The 17267-nt window shown below is 66.0% G+C and carries 18 protein-coding genes; 14 read left to right on the top strand and 4 right to left on the bottom strand.

Annotation, left to right across the window (positions count from 1 at the left end):
- Positions 1-7 precede the first annotated feature (7 nt).
- Entirely contained in the window at positions 8-922 is a 915-nt protein-coding gene (locus HKW67_RS16315) for a 3-keto-disaccharide hydrolase (RefSeq protein WP_230981038.1), read from the top strand.
- Between the two features lie 5 nt (positions 923-927).
- On the top strand, positions 928-1392 hold the full coding sequence (locus tag HKW67_RS16310) for a DUF2269 family protein (protein WP_171226401.1): 465 nt from the start codon (positions 928-930) through the stop codon (positions 1390-1392).
- A gap of 13 nt (positions 1393-1405) precedes the next feature.
- Here HKW67_RS16310 and HKW67_RS16305 read toward each other — a convergent pair whose 3' ends face one another.
- Positions 1406-2125, bottom strand: a complete 720-nt coding sequence (locus HKW67_RS16305) for a molybdopterin-dependent oxidoreductase (protein WP_171226400.1) — start codon at positions 2123-2125, stop codon at positions 1406-1408.
- Positions 2122-2838: a cytochrome b/b6 domain-containing protein gene (locus tag HKW67_RS16300; RefSeq protein WP_171226399.1), complete on the bottom strand. Its 717-nt coding sequence runs from the start codon at positions 2836-2838 to the stop codon at positions 2122-2124. Before HKW67_RS16300 ends, HKW67_RS16305 begins: the two co-directional genes overlap by 4 nt.
- A 71-nt stretch (positions 2839-2909) precedes the next feature.
- Between HKW67_RS16300 and HKW67_RS16295 the strand changes: the two genes are divergently transcribed.
- On the top strand, positions 2910-3503 hold the full coding sequence (locus HKW67_RS16295) for a sigma-70 family RNA polymerase sigma factor (RefSeq protein ID WP_171226398.1): 594 nt from the start codon (positions 2910-2912) through the stop codon (positions 3501-3503).
- Positions 3500-3790, top strand: coding sequence for an anti-sigma factor family protein (locus HKW67_RS16290; RefSeq protein WP_171226397.1), 291 nt, complete (start codon positions 3500-3502; stop codon positions 3788-3790). Before HKW67_RS16295 ends, HKW67_RS16290 begins: the two co-directional genes overlap by 4 nt.
- 118 nt (positions 3791-3908) lie before the next feature.
- On the opposite strand, the gene HKW67_RS16285 is transcribed toward HKW67_RS16290, so the two are convergent.
- On the bottom strand, positions 3909-4562 hold the full coding sequence (locus tag HKW67_RS16285) for a DUF4126 domain-containing protein (RefSeq protein WP_230981037.1): 654 nt from the start codon (positions 4560-4562) through the stop codon (positions 3909-3911).
- 58 nt (positions 4563-4620) lie between these two features.
- On the opposite strand from HKW67_RS16285, the gene HKW67_RS16280 reads away from it, so the two are divergent.
- From HKW67_RS16280 to HKW67_RS16250, 7 genes are all read left to right on the top strand, one after another.
- Positions 4621-5136 carry a hypothetical protein gene (locus HKW67_RS16280; protein ID WP_171226396.1) on the top strand — a complete coding sequence of 172 codons (516 nt, stop codon included), beginning with the start codon at positions 4621-4623 and terminating at the stop codon, positions 5134-5136.
- Positions 5129-5560 (top strand): DUF6524 family protein, encoded by a 432-nt coding sequence (locus tag HKW67_RS16275; protein ID WP_171226395.1) that lies wholly within the window; start codon positions 5129-5131, stop codon positions 5558-5560. Before HKW67_RS16280 ends, HKW67_RS16275 begins: the two co-directional genes overlap by 8 nt.
- 239 nt (positions 5561-5799) lie before the next feature.
- Complete coding sequence (locus HKW67_RS16270; protein WP_171226394.1) at positions 5800-7398, top strand: cryptochrome/photolyase family protein; 1599 nt, start codon at positions 5800-5802, stop codon at positions 7396-7398.
- Positions 7399-7442: 44 nt separating this feature from the next.
- A complete protein-coding gene (locus HKW67_RS16265) occupies positions 7443-8633 on the top strand; it encodes a UvrB/UvrC motif-containing protein (RefSeq protein ID WP_171226393.1) in 1191 nt (396 codons plus the stop codon).
- 190 nt (positions 8634-8823) lie between these two features.
- Positions 8824-9513, top strand: coding sequence for a response regulator (locus tag HKW67_RS16260; protein WP_230981036.1), 690 nt, complete (start codon positions 8824-8826; stop codon positions 9511-9513).
- Positions 9514-9548: 35 nt separating this feature from the next.
- A complete protein-coding gene (locus HKW67_RS16255) occupies positions 9549-11093 on the top strand; it encodes an ATP-binding protein (RefSeq protein WP_171226391.1) in 1545 nt (514 codons plus the stop codon).
- The gene (locus tag HKW67_RS16250; protein ID WP_171226390.1) at positions 11090-12148 is read left to right on the top strand and encodes a Vgb family protein; all 1059 of its coding nucleotides are present in this window, start codon (positions 11090-11092) and stop codon (positions 12146-12148) included. Before HKW67_RS16255 ends, HKW67_RS16250 begins: the two co-directional genes overlap by 4 nt.
- Before the next feature lie 222 nt (positions 12149-12370).
- Here the strand turns inward: HKW67_RS16250 and aroF are convergent, their stop codons facing one another.
- A complete protein-coding gene (gene aroF, locus HKW67_RS16245; protein ID WP_171226389.1) occupies positions 12371-13420 on the bottom strand; it encodes a 3-deoxy-7-phosphoheptulonate synthase in 1050 nt (349 codons plus the stop codon).
- A gap of 247 nt (positions 13421-13667) precedes the next feature.
- Here aroF and HKW67_RS16240 point away from each other — a divergent pair, with 247 nt between their 5' ends.
- The 3 genes from HKW67_RS16240 to HKW67_RS16230 all read left to right on the top strand — a co-directional run bounded on the left by HKW67_RS16240 (position 13668) and on the right by HKW67_RS16230 (position 17183).
- Positions 13668-14225, top strand: coding sequence for a prephenate dehydratase domain-containing protein (locus HKW67_RS16240; RefSeq protein ID WP_171226388.1), 558 nt, complete (start codon positions 13668-13670; stop codon positions 14223-14225).
- A 38-nt stretch (positions 14226-14263) separates the two neighbouring features.
- The gene (locus tag HKW67_RS16235) at positions 14264-16021 is read left to right on the top strand and encodes a M28 family peptidase (RefSeq protein ID WP_171226387.1); all 1758 of its coding nucleotides are present in this window, start codon (positions 14264-14266) and stop codon (positions 16019-16021) included.
- Between the two features lie 118 nt (positions 16022-16139).
- Positions 16140-17183 carry a hypothetical protein gene (locus HKW67_RS16230; RefSeq protein WP_171226386.1) on the top strand — a complete coding sequence of 348 codons (1044 nt, stop codon included), beginning with the start codon at positions 16140-16142 and terminating at the stop codon, positions 17181-17183.
- The last annotated feature ends 84 nt before the right edge of the window (positions 17184-17267 follow it).

The raw sequence follows: 17267 nt of genomic DNA, 5'->3' as shown, positions 1-17267 counted from the left end.
TGCTATCGTGAGTGCTGCCCTTGTCGCCTCGCTCTCAACGACCGCTGGTGCGCAGGCCAATGCTCCCGTGATCGGACGATGGGATCTCACGGTGCAAGGTGCCAATGGGCCGTATCCGTCGTGGGTGGAAGTCTCGTTGTCGGGCAATCGCACGCTGGTGGGCCGCTTCGTGGCCGGCGGTGGCAGTGCGCGTCCGATTGCCAAAGTCACGTACGCCGACAACACGATGCGCTTCGCCATCCCGCCGCAGTGGGACGCCGCGAACAAGGACATGACGTTCGAAGGCACGCTGGCCAACGACATGCTCACCGGGACCATCGTGACATCGGGCGGCGAACGTCAATCGTTTACGGGTAAACGCGCGCCGGCGTTACGTCGTACGGTCGCGCCGGTGTGGGGCGCGCCGGTGACGCTGTTCAACGGTCGCGATCTCAGTGGGTGGAGGTCGTTCGGCGGTACGAACAACTGGAAGGTGGTGAGCTCGGTGCTCACCAACACCAAGCCAGGCGCCAATCTGATGACCGACGCCAAGTTCACCGACTTCACCTTGCACATCGAGTTCCGCTACCCGAAGAACGGCAACAGTGGCGTGTATCTGCGCGGTCGGCATGAAGTGCAGGTTGAGGATATCAGCGACGCTGAGCTCAACTCCACCCACATCGGCGGCGTGTATGGATTTCTGGTGCCCAATGAGAACGCGGCCAAGGGCCCAGGCGTGTGGAACACGTATGACATCACGCTGATCGGTCGTCGCGTGACGGTGGTGCTCAACGGCAAGACCGTCATCGCCGATCAGGTCATTCCCGGCATCACCGGCGGTGCGCTCGACAGCGATGAAGGAGCACCGGGGCCGATCTATCTGCAGGGCGATCATACCACGGTGGAGTATCGCAACATCGTGATCACGCCGGTCAAGCCGTAAGGCGCGTGTCCCCCACGCTGCTGTCGTCGCTCAAGGCGCTGCACGTACTGGCGGCGATCCTGTTCGTCGGCAACGTGATCGTGACCGGCATCTGGACGGCGATCTTTTTCCGTGCGCGCCACACCCACGATTTCGGGGTCGCGGCGCGTGCGATTGTCCTCACCGATTGGCTCTTTACCGTAGGCGGTGGCGCGCTGCTCACGATCACCGGCGTGTCGCTGGCCATCGGCCGCGGCTATCCGCTGTGGGGAACGCCGTGGATCCGCCAGGCAGTCGTAGCGCTGGCCGTCTCGACCATCATGTGGCTCGTGTGGCTGGTGCCGGCGCAGCGCGTCATGCTCCGCAGTGGCACGAGTCAGGACGATGACACGCTGCTGGTGCGCGCCTACACGCGATGGAACGTCGCCGGATGGACAGCGACCGCGCCGCTGCTCTACGCGGTGTGGTGCATGGTAGCAAAGCCGGTGTAGCGCCGTAGGCACCTCACGTTCCGCCGTACCATTCGTAACCGAGGTCACTCCAGTACCCGCCGTTCGCCTTCGGCATGAAGGTGATGCGCGTGAGGTACTTGGTGTTCTTGTAGCCCAGCTTCACCGGTGAGTGCACGCGCGCCGGTGCGCCATAGCGCGGTGACAACAGCTCTCCGTCTTTGGCGATGGCGACCATGGTTTGCGGATGCATCGTGCTCTCGATGTCCCAGCTTTCGTGGTAGCCCTCGTCGAACGACGAGAAGTCTACGAAGCCGGCATCGCGCGTGGGCTGCGCCATCTTGGCCAGCGTGGACATGGGTACCCCTTGAAACTTGACGGCGGCGGTCCATCCCTCCACGCAGTAGTGATTCACCGTCTGCGTGCGCGTGGCCAGTCGTTGCAGCTGTGCGAGATCGAGTCGCAGCGGGGTGCGGACGGCGCCATCCACGACGAGCTGCCACGCACCAGACACCGCCGGGTCCCACGTCGGCACACTGTCGGAAATGAAGTAGCTAGGAAATTTCGCGCCCGCCGTGCGCACGCCGGGCTTTACGCGGTCATTGCCGGCGCGACTCAGCAGCCAGCGCTCCAGCTTCTCGTTCTTGGTGCCCACGAGATCGAGCAGTTGGAGCATGCCCGGCGTACCCTGTGCGTTGCACGCGGCGATCAGTGGGGCCGTTATCCCAAGACTGAGCAGTCGCAGAAACATCCGACGGTCGGTGGGTCCACTCATGGCTTCTTGCTCCGCGGCAGCAGGTTCGACAGCGGGCGCGCGTTGCGCGCTTCCGGCGACCACCGGTCTTCGTCGTAGCCGCCGGTCGTCATCGCGCGCAGTGCATACGGGTCGACGGTGAACACCATGATCACGTGCACCAGCACGAGCAGCCCGAGTGCCAGCATGGCGGCGAAGTGCCACCAGCGTGCCAGCGCATAGCCGCCGTACAGATTGGTGAGCCACGACAACGACACCGGCTTCCAGATCGCCACACCGCTCGTCACCATCACGGCGCCGATCAGCAGCATGCTGGTGTACGCGTACTGCTGCAGCGCGTTGTGCTTGCCCTGCACCGGATGGTCCTTACGGACATACAGGTAGAAGCGCGCCATCTCGATTGCGTCGCGCCAGGCATTCACGCGCGGGACGATCGTACGCCACCGTCCGTGCCGGAACAGGTGCACGAGATACACCAGCGCATTGGCTACCAGCAGCCACATCATGGCGAAGTGCCAGTGGCGCGCCCCGCCGAGCCAGCCGCCGAGGGTGAGCACGGCGGGAATCGGCGTGCCCTCCCACGGCCACCACGCAAACGGCGCGTCGCCTTTTCGCGCGAAGAACGGCGCGGCGTTGAAAATGCGCATACCGGAGGCCGCCATCACGGTCAGTGCGATGGCACTGACCCAATGGGTGATCCGGGCGATGGGGTGATGACGGCGGGAGCTGGACATGCCTTCACGTAGACCCGACCGCCGGTCCGAGTTCCCGGGAACTTTCCGCCTCCGACCGGGCTACGTGCGGCATGACCGATCGCGACGCCGAATTCGAGCGACGTGCGTTGACCTGTCTTCCCGACGTCGCGCGCTTTGCCCGGTCCCTTACCCGTAACGACAGCGCAGCCGACGATCTCGTGCAGGAAACCTTCCTGCGCGCGTATCGCGGCTACGCGTCGTTTCAGCAGGGCTCCGACGTGCGACGCTGGTTATTCAGCATCTGTCATCACGCCTTTCTCCGCATTCACGAGCGCGAGCAGCGGGTGGTGCTCTCCAGCGACGGCGGCGACGCCGAGCTGGAAACGATGGGCGCCGTGATGGGGCATGTGGCAGCGCAACGCACGGGGCTCGATGCGTACGTGTGCAGCATCGATGTCGGTCCGGCAATCCGCGACGCCATCGAGCAGCTCGCCGCGCCGTATCGGGCGGCGGTCACGCTGGTCGATGTGGAGGGACTGTCGTACGAGGAGGCGGCGCAGGTGGCCGAGGTGCCCGTCGGCACGATCCGGTCGCGCTTGTTTCGCGCGCGTCGCTTGTTGCAGGAACAGCTGTTCGAGTATGCCCGAGATCTTGGCGTCACCAAGGCTGCAGTCTCCAACACGTCAACCGGCCCCGATCAATGACCACATCCACCGACGTCGCCACGGAGCCGATCGACTGCCGTACGGCCGTACAGCGGCTCTGGGACTATCTCGACCATGAGCTCGATGCTACGCGCATGGCCGAAGTGTCGGCGCACGTGGAGCGCTGCGCGGCGTGCGTCGAGCACTTTCAGTTCGCCCGCACGTTTCTCAGTGCGCTGTCATCGAGCCAACGCGAGGCCGTCGGCACCGACGCCCCTGACGCGAATGCCCTGCGCTCGCGGGTGGTGGAGGCGCTGCAGCGCGAAGGGTTTTCGGCGGGACGGTAGGGGCGAGTACCGGTAAGAGCGACGCTCGGCCACCGCGTCTAGCGGCCACTGCGTCTAGCGGCCACCGCGTCTAGCGGCCACTGCGTCTAGCGGCCACTGCGTCTAGCGGCCACCGCCTCTAGCGGCCACCGCGCGGAATGCGCGGCGGGCCTGAGCCCGGCGGGGCGCTGGGCGGCGCGATGGCGCGCGCGGCCCGACGACCAAACGCGAGGCGTCCGACTTTTCGCGTCACCAACACCAGCGACAGCACCACGGCCAACAGCGCCACGAGCGGCAGGAAGATCGCCAGCACGCTCGTGAGCACGGCGCCGATCAGCTCCATGGTCGACACCACGGGATTCCCCACACCGCCGGTGAGCGTGGTCGACTTGAAGCGCGTGAGTACCGAGGCGCCCTGCGTGATGCCGGCCGCTCCGCCCGCGATGAGCACCACGCTCCACTTCACGAGTGGCGGCAAGTCTACCACTACCGACGCCGCCGCCAGCATGCCGGCCACCAACGCCGTCGGCGTCGCGATCACGTCGAGCAGTTGGTCGATCCACGGCACCGCATAGGCGCCGATTTCGAGCAACGTGGCAATGGCAAGCGCCGCGATGGCCGGCGTCGTCGCTAGCCAGGAAAAGCCGGGCGACAGCTCCAGCACCCCGGTCTTGGCCGCAATCGCCGCCGCCAGCAACGGCACGAACACCCGAAAGCCCGCGGCCGCCGCGAGACCGAGTCCGATCGCCACACCCAGCAGGGCGTCACTCGTGAGGAACGCATCCGGTCGCATATACGAGAGATACCACAGCGCTGTTCCGCCCGCGACGCCTGCACACTACTCTGGTGCCATGCGGTTTTTCGGCTGGCTCTTCCTGGCGACGCTATCCCTGGTGCTCATGGTCCAGCTGCGCCTCATCGACGGCGCACTCACATCCCCCGACACACCGTGGGGGATCGTCGGCTTCGAGCTCGCGTTCACGCAGGTCCGCGCCGCTGACATGCTCAGCGTGTGGGACAGCATGGGTGTGAAGGAAAGCGCACTCGTCAGTCTTGGGGTCGACGTGGCGTTTCTCCTGGTCTACCCCTTCATGCTGCGCGGCCTCGTCCAACTGCTGCGACGCGATGACGGATCGGACCTTCAGCGAATCGGCGCCCGTCTGGCCGCCGCCGTGCTGGTCTGCATCCCGCTCGACGCGCTCGAGAACGCGCTCCTCTGGCGCGAACTAGTCACCGGTGCCTCGACTCCGCTGGCGCTGGTGGCGGGCGTCGCTGCCTCGATCAAGTTCCTGCTGGTCCTCCTCACCGCCGCCTGGTGCGTCGGTGCCCTCGTGACACGTCTCTTTCCCCGACCCGCGCATGGCTAACGGACCCGGTCCCGGCGGCATCGCCACTCGGCTTTTCGCCGCCCTCATCCTGGTGTTTGCGACGTACAATCCCGAGGGATACTCGTTTTATCACTGGGCTATCGCGCCACTATTAGGACATACCACAAGCACTGGACCAGCATCGGTCAAGTTTCTGGTCGGCATCCTGTTGTTGGGAGGATGGGGGGTGTTCCTGAACGCCACCCGCCGATCGATCGGTATGGGCGGAGCCGCGCTGGTCATCGCGATCTCGGGCGCGCTGGTGTGGATCCTCCTCGACTTCGGCATCGTCAGCGCCGGATCGGCCCGCGGGATTTCGTATGTCGTGTTGCTCTGCCTGTCGGTGCTGCTCGCGGTGGGGATGAGCTGGTCGCACGTGTCGAAGGCGATGAGTGGACAGGTCGACATGGATCAGACGGACTGACGGCTGTGGGCTGTGAGCTCCCGAGGCTTGGGGCTTTGGGCTATCGGCTATCCGCCTTGAGCCATGGGCCATGAGCCGTGGGTCACCACTGGCGACTGAACGCTGGACATGACCCAGAGCCCATGGCCCACGGCTCATGGCCGACAGCAAAAGGCCCCAAGCCCCAGAGTCCACCGCCCATAGCCCCCCCCGCCAAACGGGAACCCCGTCCCTCCCCCCTCCCGTTCGCCGCAGTACCAATGCCAACCACCCTCGCCTTCGTCGCCCCATGGGAATCCTCGCGCGCCGTCGCGAATATCCCGCGTGAACCCCGCGACGATGTCGTCGTGTTGTTGCTCGAATCGGTCGCCAAGGGCTCCTCGCTGCCCTGGCATCGACAGAAGCTCGTCCTGCTGCTGTCGTCCATGCAGCACTTTGCCGCGGCCCTCGAAGCGGCCGGCTATCGTGTCGCCTACCGGAAAGCGACCAGCTACGCCGAAGGCATCGCCGCCGCCGCCGCCGAGTTCAGTGCAGCCAAAGTCGTCGCCACCGAAGGCCGCGAGCAGGATATGGTCGACGAGCTCGATCGCGCCCGCACCCTCCTCGACGCCGACGGCCGCAGCCTGACCCTCCGTGAAGACCGCGGCTTTCTCGCCACGCGTGAGGAATTCGCGACCTGGGCCCGCGGGCGCAAAGAGCACCGGATGGAGTTCTTCTACCGGGAGATGCGCCGGAAACACGGCATTCTGATGGAGTCCGACGGCACGCCGAGCGGCGGACAGTGGAATTTCGACGCCGACAACCGGAAGCCGTGGCCCAAAGGTCGCGCCGCCCCCGAGGTCTGGCGCGTCGAGCCCGACGACATCACGCGGGCGCAGATGGACCGCGTGCGTACGTGGCGGAATCGCTGGGGCAGCGTGGAGACGTTCGCACTGCCCGTTACCCGTCCCGATGCCAAGGCGTGGCTCGATCGGTTCATTGCCGAACGACTGCCGGAATTCGGTCCGTACGAAGACGCGCTCGTGCACGGGGCGCCAGATCTGCTGCACTCCACGCTGTCGTCGATTATCAACGTCGGGTTGCTGCATCCGCTCGAATGCGTGCGCAAAGCCGAAGCCGCGTGGCGTGCAGGGCTCGTCCCCATCGCCTCGGCCGAAGGCTTCATCCGGCAGATCCTGGGTTGGCGCGAGTACATCCGCGGCATGTACTGGCACCTGATGCCGGGGCTCCGCACCGCGAACGCGCTCAACGCCACGCGCGAGCTGCCGCGCTGGTTCTGGGCACCGGATGGCGAAGCGTACGACGAATCACAGGCCACGAGCGCGGCCTGCGAGATGCGTTGCCTCGCCGACACCATCCGACAGGTGCGCGACTACGGGCGCGTGCATCATATCGCGCGGCTCATGGTGCAGTGCAACATCGCCACCCTGATCGGCGTGGAGCCGGCGGCGCTCTCGCGCTGGTACTGGAGCGCCTTCACCGACGCGTACGAGTGGGTGGAGCTGCCCAACGTGGTGGGCATGGGCACGTGGGGCGACGGCGGCGCGCTCGCCTCCAAGCCATACGTGGCGTCGGGCGCGTACATCAACCGCATGAGTAACTACTGCGGCAGCTGTCGCTACGACGTGAAGCAGCGCTCGGGTCCTGATGCCTGTCCGGTAAATGTGTTGTACTGGGACTTCCTCGCGTCGCACCAGGCGCGCTTCGGCACGCATCCACGCATGCGTATGATGTTCGTGCACGTGAAGAACATCGCCGAACCGGAACTGGTGCAGATCCGCGCGCAGGCCGCGGCGTTTCGCGACGCGCTCGACTACGACAGCGCCTTCGCGCCACCCGCCGTCGTCGCCACCGCGTAACGGCCACGTTGCTGAACGGGCGTCGCGCACTCTAGCTTGAACGGGTGGACACGCCCGCCCCGCAGCGCACTCGCCTGCACGTTCGACCGCCGCAATCGACCCCAACGCACCGCAAGCAGTTGCGGGCGCTGGTGCGTGAAGGGTGCGAGAACCGGCCCGGCGTCTATCGCATGATCGGACCCTCCGGCGCGATCCTGTACGTAGGGCAGTCGCGCGTGTTACGCACGCGATTGTTGTCGTACTTCCGCGCGAAGGGGCGGCACAAAGGCGCGCGCATCCTTCGCCACGCGTTTCAGATCGAGTGGGAGTACACCAACACCGAGTTCGGCGCCTTGCTGCGCGAGCTGCGGCTCATCAAGCAGCATCGTCCGCACTTCAACGCGATGATGGTGCAGGACGAGTGGCCGCGCGCCTACGTGGCACTCACCGGCGGCAGTGTGCCGGGGCTACGCGTCGTGGCCCGTTCCGACGATCCATCGGCGATCGCGCTATTCGGTCCGTTCCGTCGTGTGGCGCAGCTGCGCGAGGCGGTACGCGCGCTCGCGGAAGGCACGGGGCTGCGCGACTGCGTCCACGATGACGTCGTGCGTATCACCGGCAGTGCGGCCAGTCGCGGCAGCACGCTCTGGTTCGACGACGATCCCACGGCACAGCCGCGACGCGGGGCGAGTCGCACCCGGGCGCCGGGCTGCCTGCGCCACGATATCGGCACCTGCGCCGGCCCGTGCATCGGCGCCGGCGCGTCGCAGCCGTATCGCGAGGCGGCGGTGGCCGTGCGCGCCTTTCTCGACGGTCGGAGCGATGCCCCGGTGCGTACGCTCGAGATGGCCATGCAACAGGCATCCGCACAGCTCGCCTTCGAGCGGGCGGCGGTGATCCGTGATCGCTTGGCACTGGTGAGCTGGCTGCACGAACGCGTGCAGCACTTTCACGCCAACGTGGACCGGCTCACGTTCCGCTACCACGCGGTGGGTCCGGATCATCGTGAGTGGGTATACCTGGTGCGACGCGGCACGGTGCGCGCCGAGGTCCCCGCGCCGAAAACGCCGGAGGAGCGCGCCGCCCTTCGCGCGCTCGCCGCGAAGGTGTTCACCGGGGCCGACCCCTCGGGGGCCGATATCCCCACGCACGATCTCGACGAGTTCTACCTGGTGGCCAGCTGGTTCCGTCGCCGGCCTGCGGAGAAGGCCCGCACGAAGGTCGCGATGCGACCGGCGAAGCGATCCTCAGCGTAATGGCGCCCGATACGTACAAAAACACGACGTGCCCGGGTTTCCCCGGGCACGCCGCGTTGTCCACCGTTCGCTTGCTTCGGGTCCCGCCCCTGGGTGGGCGAAACGATGAGACTCGGGGAGAGTACGAGCGGGCACCTTTCACCACGATTAACGACGGCCCGCTGCTCCCACGCCATCCGTCCCATTCTCCATGGTCGCCATGCGCCTGCTCGTCGTAGAAGATGATCCCCGCCTCGCGCGCGTCATCGCCCGCGGTCTCCGCGAGGAGGCGTACGCGGTGGACGTGTGCGAGAACGGCTCCGACGCCATCGTCCAGGCCGTCGTGAACAGCTACGACGCGATCATCCTCGATGTCATGCTACCGGGCACCGATGGCTTCGGGGTCGTGTCCACGCTGCGTGCCCGTAACGTCCGCACGCCGGTGCTCATGCTCACCTCGCGCGACGCGGTCGCCGATCGCATTGCTGGTCTCGATCAGGGCGCCGACGACTATCTCACCAAGCCGTTCGACTTCGGCGAGCTGCTGGCGCGTTTGCGCGCGCTGCTGCGCCGACCAGAAGCGCTGCAGGCCATGCTCGTGAGAGTTGGCGATTGCGAGATCGACCTGCAATCGCACGCGGTCTCGCGCGCCGGTGTGCCCATTGCGCTCACCGCCAAAGAGTATGCGTTGCTCGAACTGCTCGCGCGCCGTGTCGGCAATGTCGTCTCGCGCGCTGATATCGTCGCGCATGTGTGGGATGACAATCACGATCCGTTCACCAACGCGGTCGAAGTGTACGTGAATCGACTGCGCGGCAAGATCGACCGCGCACCGTGGCCACCGCTGATCCACACCCGTCGCGGCGCCGGCTACATACTCTCAGACGTTGCGCCGACGTGAGCGCGAGCGCGCGGCGCAGCGTGACGAGCAGTGTGATGCGCCTCTCCATCCGGATGCGCCTCACGCTCTGGAATGCCAGTGTGCTCGCCTTCGTCCTCGGCGCCTTCGCGCTGGCTGGCTGGATCACGCTGACCACGACACTCCGGCAACGCACCGATGCCGCCGTGCGCGAGTCGGCGCGCGTGGTCGCCGGTGCGATCCGCGCCGAACGAGCGGCGGCGCAGGCCCGCGGCGATGTGGAAGAGGTGCGTGGCGAAACCGAGCAAGCCGTGTTGCGCGAACTGCGTGTCGGCGATCTCGAAGTCTTCATTGCCGACGAAGGCGCGCAGCTCATGGCGGCCCGTCAGCCCGGACCGTCGCGCACATCGATCAACACGATCGACGACGCGGTGCTCCTGCCCGATGAAGTGCGTACGCTGTTGCGCGACATCGTGCAGACGCGTGCCACCGAGATTGCCGACGAGCGTCAGGTTGCCGTCGGTACCATTCACATGCGCGGTGTCGACTGGCGCGCCGGCGTCACGCGACTCGCGCCGATGGTGCAGGATCCCGGAGAGCCTCCCCTCCTCGTCACCGCGCTGCACTCGCTCGAAGACGATCGGCTGCTGCTGCGCGCCGTACGCACCACGTTGCTGTTGGCGATTCCGCTCGCGCTGCTCGCGTCGGTGATCGCCGGCTACGCCCTCGCGCGTCGTAGTCTCGCCCCGCTCGACGCGATCACGACGCGCACGGCCAGCATCACCGCCGCGAATCTCGACGATCGGCTGCAGGTCGTGAATCCGCACGACGAGCTCGGTCGACTGGCCCACATCGTGAACGGCTTGCTGGGTCGCGTGGGCGACGCGTTCCGCACGCAGCGACAGTTCGTGGCCGACGCCTCTCACGAATTGCGGACGCCGATCGCCATCATTCGCGGCGAGGCCGATGTCACGTTGCGTCGCAGCACCCGCGATGAAACGGAGTATCGCGAAGCCCTGCAGGTAATTCAGCAGGAATCGGTGCGTCTCTCGCGCGTCGTGGACGATCTGTTCCTGCTGGCGCGCGTCGACGCCGGCAGTCCGATCGGCGAGTATCGCGAGGTGGCGATCGCCGAGCTGGTGGCGACGGCCGCGCGCAGTGTGCGGTCGCTGGCCGAATCGCGAAGCGTCTCACTGCAGCTCAGCGAATCACCCGCGACCGCCGAGCTGCGCATACATGGCGACAGCGTGCTGCTGCACCGTCTGGTGCTGAATCTGCTCGACAACGCGCTCAAGCACGCGCCCGCATCCAGCACGGTGTACGTGCGCGTCGATGCCACCGATCAGCTCGTGCAGATCGACGTGGACGACGAGGGGCCCGGCGTGCCGTCGGCCCTACGTGACCGGCTCTTCGAGCGCTTCGTGCACGGCGCTTCGTCCCAACCCGACGACGACGCCAGCGGGCACGGCGGCGGCGCCGGACTCGGCCTCGCCATCGCACAGGCTATCGCCCATGCGCACGGCGGGCATATTGGTCTGCGTCCGTCGACCGATCGAGCCCACGGCGCCTGTTTCCGCGTGACGCTGCCCCGCTCGGCTTCCGCCTCAGGAGACGTCGCATGAATTCTCGATGCAGAGAGACCGCACGCCTGCCCCGCGTCGCACTGTATGCCGCGATGGTGGCCGCCGCCTTCGCTCCCTCGATCGCCGTCGCGCAGAAGCGCGGTGCCGACACCGCCGCTGTGACGGAGTGGAACGTGCCGTGGGCCGACACGCGCCCCCGCGATCCGTCGCTCGACGCGCAGGGTCGCGTGTGGTTCGTGGGGCAGGAAGGCAACTACGTGGCGCGTCTCGATCCGAAGAGCGGCGCGTTCACCAAGCTCGAGATCGATGCCGGCACCTTTCCGCACACCGTGTCGGTCGATAAGGACGGCGACGCATGGTACACCGGGAATCGCAACGGCATGATCGGAAAGATCGACGGCAAGACCGGCGCGATCACACGCTACCCGATGCCCGATCCTGACGCGAAGGATCCGCACACGATCGCGTTCGATCAGAAGGGCGATCTCTGGTTTACGCTGCAGAACAGCAACATGGTCGGCCACCTCGTGAAGAAGACGGGCAAGGTGACGATCATGAAGATTGCCACGCCGCGTGCGCGCCCCTACGGCATCGTGATCGATGCGAAGGGCCGACCGTGGTTCAACCTGTTTGGCGTGAACAAGATCGGCACCGTCGATCCCACCAGCATGCGCGTGCGCGAGTATGTATTACCCGACGAGCGCACCCGTGGCCGTCGCATCGCCCTCACCACCGACGGCGCCGTGTGGTACGTGGACTATTCGCGCGGCTATCTGGGCCGCCTCGATCCGGTCAGCGGCACCGTGAAAGATTGGCCCCTGCCCGGCGGCAGCACGTCACTGCCCTACGCCATGACGGTCGATGACGCCGACCGCCTCTGGTTCGTGGAAACGGGCACGCAGCCGAACCGTCTGGTGGGCTTCGACCCACGCACCAACACGTTCACCACGCCCACCGATATCGGCAAAGCCGCGCCGAATACGGTGCGGCACATGGTGTTCGACAAGAACACCCGCACCATCTGGTTCGGCAGTGACCAAGGCACCATCGGCCGCGCCGTGATCCCGCCAGCGGAGCGCAAGCCGATCGGGTGAGGAGCGGCGCGTAGTCAGCGAACAGCAACTGCGTTCACGCGAAGTCCGCGAAGAACGCGAAGACACGCGAAGGAGCCCGAGTCTAACCTCGAGCCCTTCGCGTTTTTCATTCAAAGCTTTTCTCTTTTGCTGTTCTTCGCGTACCTTCGCGAACTTCGCGACCTTCGCGTCATTGTAGTTGCAGTTGCTGTTGCTGTTGCTGTTGCTGTTGCTGTAAGGGTCTCACACCGACGCCAGCTCAACCTCCCAGCTCGGCTCACGACCTACCGCCAGCGCGACCGACCGCACCTGCTGCATCATGGAGGCAAACGCGCTCGGCTCCAGCGACTGCTCACCGTCGGACTTGGCAGTGGCCGGGTGCGGATGCACCTCCACGATCAGACCATCCGCACCAGCCGCCACGGCGGCCATCGCGAGCGGCGCCACCAGATGCGCCCGGCCCCCGGCATGTGACGGGTCCACCATGACCGGCAAGTGCGTCTCGCGCTTGAGCACCGGAATTGCCGCCACGTCGAGCGTGTTGCGCGTGGCCGTCTCGTAGGTGCGGATACCTCGCTCGCACAGAATCACGTCGCCGTTGCCCTGCGCCATGATGTACTCGGCCGCCATCAGCAGCTCGGTGATCGTGGCCGACAAACCGCGCTTGAGCAAGACCGGACGCTGCGTGCGACCGACCTCGGTGAGCAGCGGAAAGTTCTGCATGTTGCGCGCGCCGATCTGCAGCACGTCGGCGTAGCTCGCTACCAGCTCCACCTGTCGTGTGTCCATCACTTCCGTCACGATCGGCATGCCCGTTTCCGCGCGCACCTCGGCCAGAATCTTGAGCCCTTCCTCGCCCATGCCCTGAAATGCGTAGGGAGACGAACGCGGCTTGAAGGCGCCGGCACGCAGCAGTCGCGCTCCCGAGCGTTGCACCGCATGTGCCGTCTCATGCATCATCTCACGCCCTTCCACCGAGCACGGACCGGCGATCACCACCAGATCGCGTCCACCGATCACCGTATCGGCCGCATCGCCCAAGCGAATCGCCGTCGACTGCACCGAGAACTCGCGCGAGGCCAACTTGTACGGCTTGAGCACCGGGAGGACGCGCTCCACACCCTCGAGCTGCGTAAGACCGTGATCGCTCAGCAGACCCTCGTCGCCGATGCATCCCACGATGGTGCGGTGCTCGCCGCGCGACACATGGGTACGCAATCCCGCGGCCTCGACGTGCTCGATCAGTCGGGCGAGGGCGCTTTCGGAAATTCCAGGAACGGTAACGATGATCATCGGGTCGTCTCATGATGGAGGGCGGTGGAGCATCACGAGGCGTCGAGCGTCGCCGGAGCCGGAAAAGCAAAAGGCCCGTGCGATTGCACGAGCCTCACAGTGTTGGAGCGTCAGCGAATCAGTCGCACACGCCAAATACACCGGGGCCCATGCGGGTCGGCGTATAATACCAATAGCGGGCGGAGCGGTGACGCGTCATACCATTGAGGCTACGGTGAGTGCATCCCCAAGTCAATATGTTGAAACCATGATTCCACGCGTCGCCTTTCAGGGTGAGTTGGGCGCCTTCAGCGAGCTCGCGATCCGCCAGCAATGGCCGAACGGCGCGACCGCGATTCCGTGCCGCACGTTCCCGGATGCCATTGCCAGCGTGCGCAGCGGTGCCGCCGAGTATGGGGTGATTCCGGTGGAGAATGCGATCATCGGGGCGGTGAAGGTGGCGCTCGACGCACTGCGGAGCGCCGGCATCGAGGTGGTGGAGCGTAGTGAACTGCGGGTGCCGATTCACCTGTGCTTGCTCGCGCCGCGTGGCGCGTCGCTCGCCGAGCTGCGCAACGTGCACAGTCACGCCGTGGCCCTCGCGCAGTGCCGCATCTTCTTTGCGCGTCACGGCTGGCTCGAGCCGGCGCCGCATGACGACACCGCCGGCGCTGCGCGAATGGTCGCGGAACTGAACGACCGCACGGTTGGCGCGGTCGCCAGCGAGATGGCAGCCGAACGCTACGGTCTCGAGATCATTGCGCGGCACATCGAAGACGTGCCCGCCAACTGGACGCGCTTTCTGGTGATCAGCGCGTCTACGTAGCACTCGACAGAGCGCGGGTTTTCGCCGAACATCCGTGCATGAGCTATTTTCCTCGCTTCACACGGCCCGCGCGCGCGGTCGCGCTGCTCGCCCTTTCGCTCCCCGCCGGCGCTGCCGTAGCGCAGGGGAAACCTGTCGCGAAGCCATCAGCGCCGTCGCCGGCGATGGCCCCGATCACCCGGGCCGTATCCGCCGCCATCAGCGGCGACCGGGCCTTGCGCACGGTCGACTATGTGCAGCGCTACTTCCGGTTGCCAGGCAATCGAGGCTTCGACCTCGCGATCGATACCGTCGCGTCATTGCTGCGGGTGGCCGGTTACGTCGATGAAGCCTCGGCGTCGCCGACGGCGCGTCTCGTGTATCGCATCGAGTCGCGACCCATGCGTGATCTGGCGTGGACACCGGAAGGCGCATCGATCACGATCGTGGGGCAGCCGGCGCCTCTGCAGTCGTGGCCGAAGAATCTGAATATGATCGCGATCAATTCCGTGTCCACCGCGCCCGACGGTGTAACCGCCGCGGTGGTCGACGTGGGTGCTGGTGCCGAAGCCGACTTCGCCGCGGTCGATGTGAAGGGCAAGATCGTACTCGCCGAGGGGAATGCGCGCTCGATCTTCGTGCGCGCCATGCAGAAGGGCGCCGTCGGTGTGCTCGCGGCGCAGAAGCTCCCGGAGTACAACCAGCAGTCGAAGAACGTGACGTCCATTCAGTTCACCGGCATCGCGCGTGATACGCTCACGCCCGGCTGGCTGCTGTTCGTCTCACGCGCGTCGCGCGATGCGCTCAAGTCGGCGATCACGCGCGGACCGGTCAGTGTGCACGTGGTCGTAAAGACGCTCTTGGAGAGTCGGCCCGAGCGCACGTTGGTGGCCGAAATCCGTGGCGCGTCCGTACCGTCCGAGCGCTTCATGTATTCGGCGCATGTGCAGGAGCCGGGCGCCAACGACAATGCCACCGGTGTCGGTACGCTGGCTGAGATGGCGCGCGTTGCGGCGCAGTTGGTGAAAGCCGGCACGGCCAATCCGAAGCGCACGGTCACGTTCCTGTGGGGCGACGAAATCCGCTCCACCGACCGGTACATCAAGGAAGACAGTGTGCGTCGCATCGGCGTGAAGTGGGGCATGTCGCTCGATATGGTCGGTGAGAACACCGCGAAAACCGGTGGCACGTTCTTGATCGAGAAGATGCCCGATCCGAGTGCCGTCTGGGTGCGCGGCGAAGACAAGCACAGCGAGTGGGGCGGACGGCCGCTGGCTGAGAAGGACATTCGCGCGCACTGGTTCAACGACTTCGTGCGCCAGCGCTGCCTCGACCGCGCTGCGCAAACGGGATGGGTGGTGAAGGCCAATCCGTTTGAAGGCGGCAGTGATCACACACCGTTCCTGAACGCGCAGATCCCCGCCGTGTTGCTCTGGCACTTCACCGATCAACACTACCACACCGACCTCGATCGCATCGATATGGTCAGCGCCGCGTCGCTGGGCAACGTGGGCTCGTGCGCGCTGACCACGGGCCTCTTGCTTGCCGACGGCTCGCGCCCCGTCGTACTCGCGGCGCTGGAAGAACTCACCCGCGCGGCCGAGAAGGAGCTCGCCACACAGAAAGCCCTCGGCCGCGACACACTGTCGCGTGGCGGCACGGTAGAGACCGAGCATCACATCATCGACGCGTGGCGTGACTTCTACCTCGGCGCGATCGATCGCATTCCGGATATCGCCGTCGGTCCGATGGAGCTTGGCGCGGCGCTGAGCGCGGCGAAGGATCGGGTGCGTAAGGCGGCTCTGTACGGGTTCTGAGTGCCGGCGGCGGCGCCGTAGGTTCACGCGAAGTCCGCGAAGAGGCCGCGGCTCTTCGCGCCCTTCGCGTGAACCAACAGACTATCGGCCCACACGATACCAGCCGTAGACTCTCCGCATGTATTCCACGTGTCTGTTCTGCGCCGGCACCCTCGGGCGCAATGAATCCATTGAACACTTCCCCGTCGGTCGTCGGCTCGCCTTCGACGCCGCCAAGGGACGGCTCTGGGTTATTTGCCCCACGTGCGCACGCTGGAACCTCTCGCCGCTCGAGAGTCGCTGGGAGGCGATCGACGAGGCCGAGCGCGCGTATCGCGACACGAAGCTGCGGTCTGCGACCGAGCATATCGGCCTCGCCCGATTGCAGGAGGGCACGGAGCTCGTGCGCATCGGTAAGCCGATGCTCCCCGAATTCGCGGCGTGGCGATATGGCGGCGTATTCAGGAAGCGATATCAGCGTACCATGCTATTGGCTGCCCCACCGCTGGTGATCGGATTGGGACACCTGGCACTCTTTGCGATCGGTGCCGCACCGTCGCTGACTGCCGGTGTTTCGACCGCCCTGCTCGCATCGACAGCCACGCAGCACCTTAGCATGTACCGCCGTGCGCGCCGCGTGTGCCTGCGTGTCCGCGACGATGATGGCATGCTGTGGTCGCTTTCGGCGTGGGATGCCAGTCGCTCCGAGCTGGTGAATCGCGAAGACGATGCCTGGACCCTGCGCCTCGCGCATCGGCAGGCGAATTCGGATACGGGCTTTGCCTACAGGAATCTCCAAGGGGACAGCGCCCGCCGCGCTATCGCTCAGCTTCTTCCCACCGTGAACTATCAGGGCGACAGCGCGAAGACCGTGTCCGCGGCCGTCGAGGTGGCGAGCGCGCGTGGGAACCTGGCAAAGTCGCTCCTCACGGCCGAAGATCGCGAAGGGCGATCATACATGAAGCTCCCCGTACTGACGTTGGGTCGACTCCCCGGCGCGTATCGCCTCGCCCTCGAAATGAGCCTCCACGAGGACGACGAGCGTCGCGCCCTCGACGGCGAGCTGGCCGCACTTGAGGCGCGGTGGCGCGAGGCCGAGGAAATCGCCGGGATCGCCGACAATCTGCTTTTACCATCCGAGATTGACGCCGAGCTCGAACGGCTTCGTCGCGTACGCCAATAGGGCACGCACGCGCGGCGACAGAACGCACCCTCGGAGCGTGCAGGATGTGTCGCGATATGCTATCCTCTCTGCCGGTACGCAACA

The sequence above is a fragment of the Gemmatimonas groenlandica genome, assembly GCF_013004105.1.
Lineage (GTDB): Bacteria > Gemmatimonadota > Gemmatimonadetes > Gemmatimonadales > Gemmatimonadaceae > Gemmatimonas > Gemmatimonas groenlandica.
This window is presented reverse-complemented; position numbering and strand designations above follow the sequence as displayed.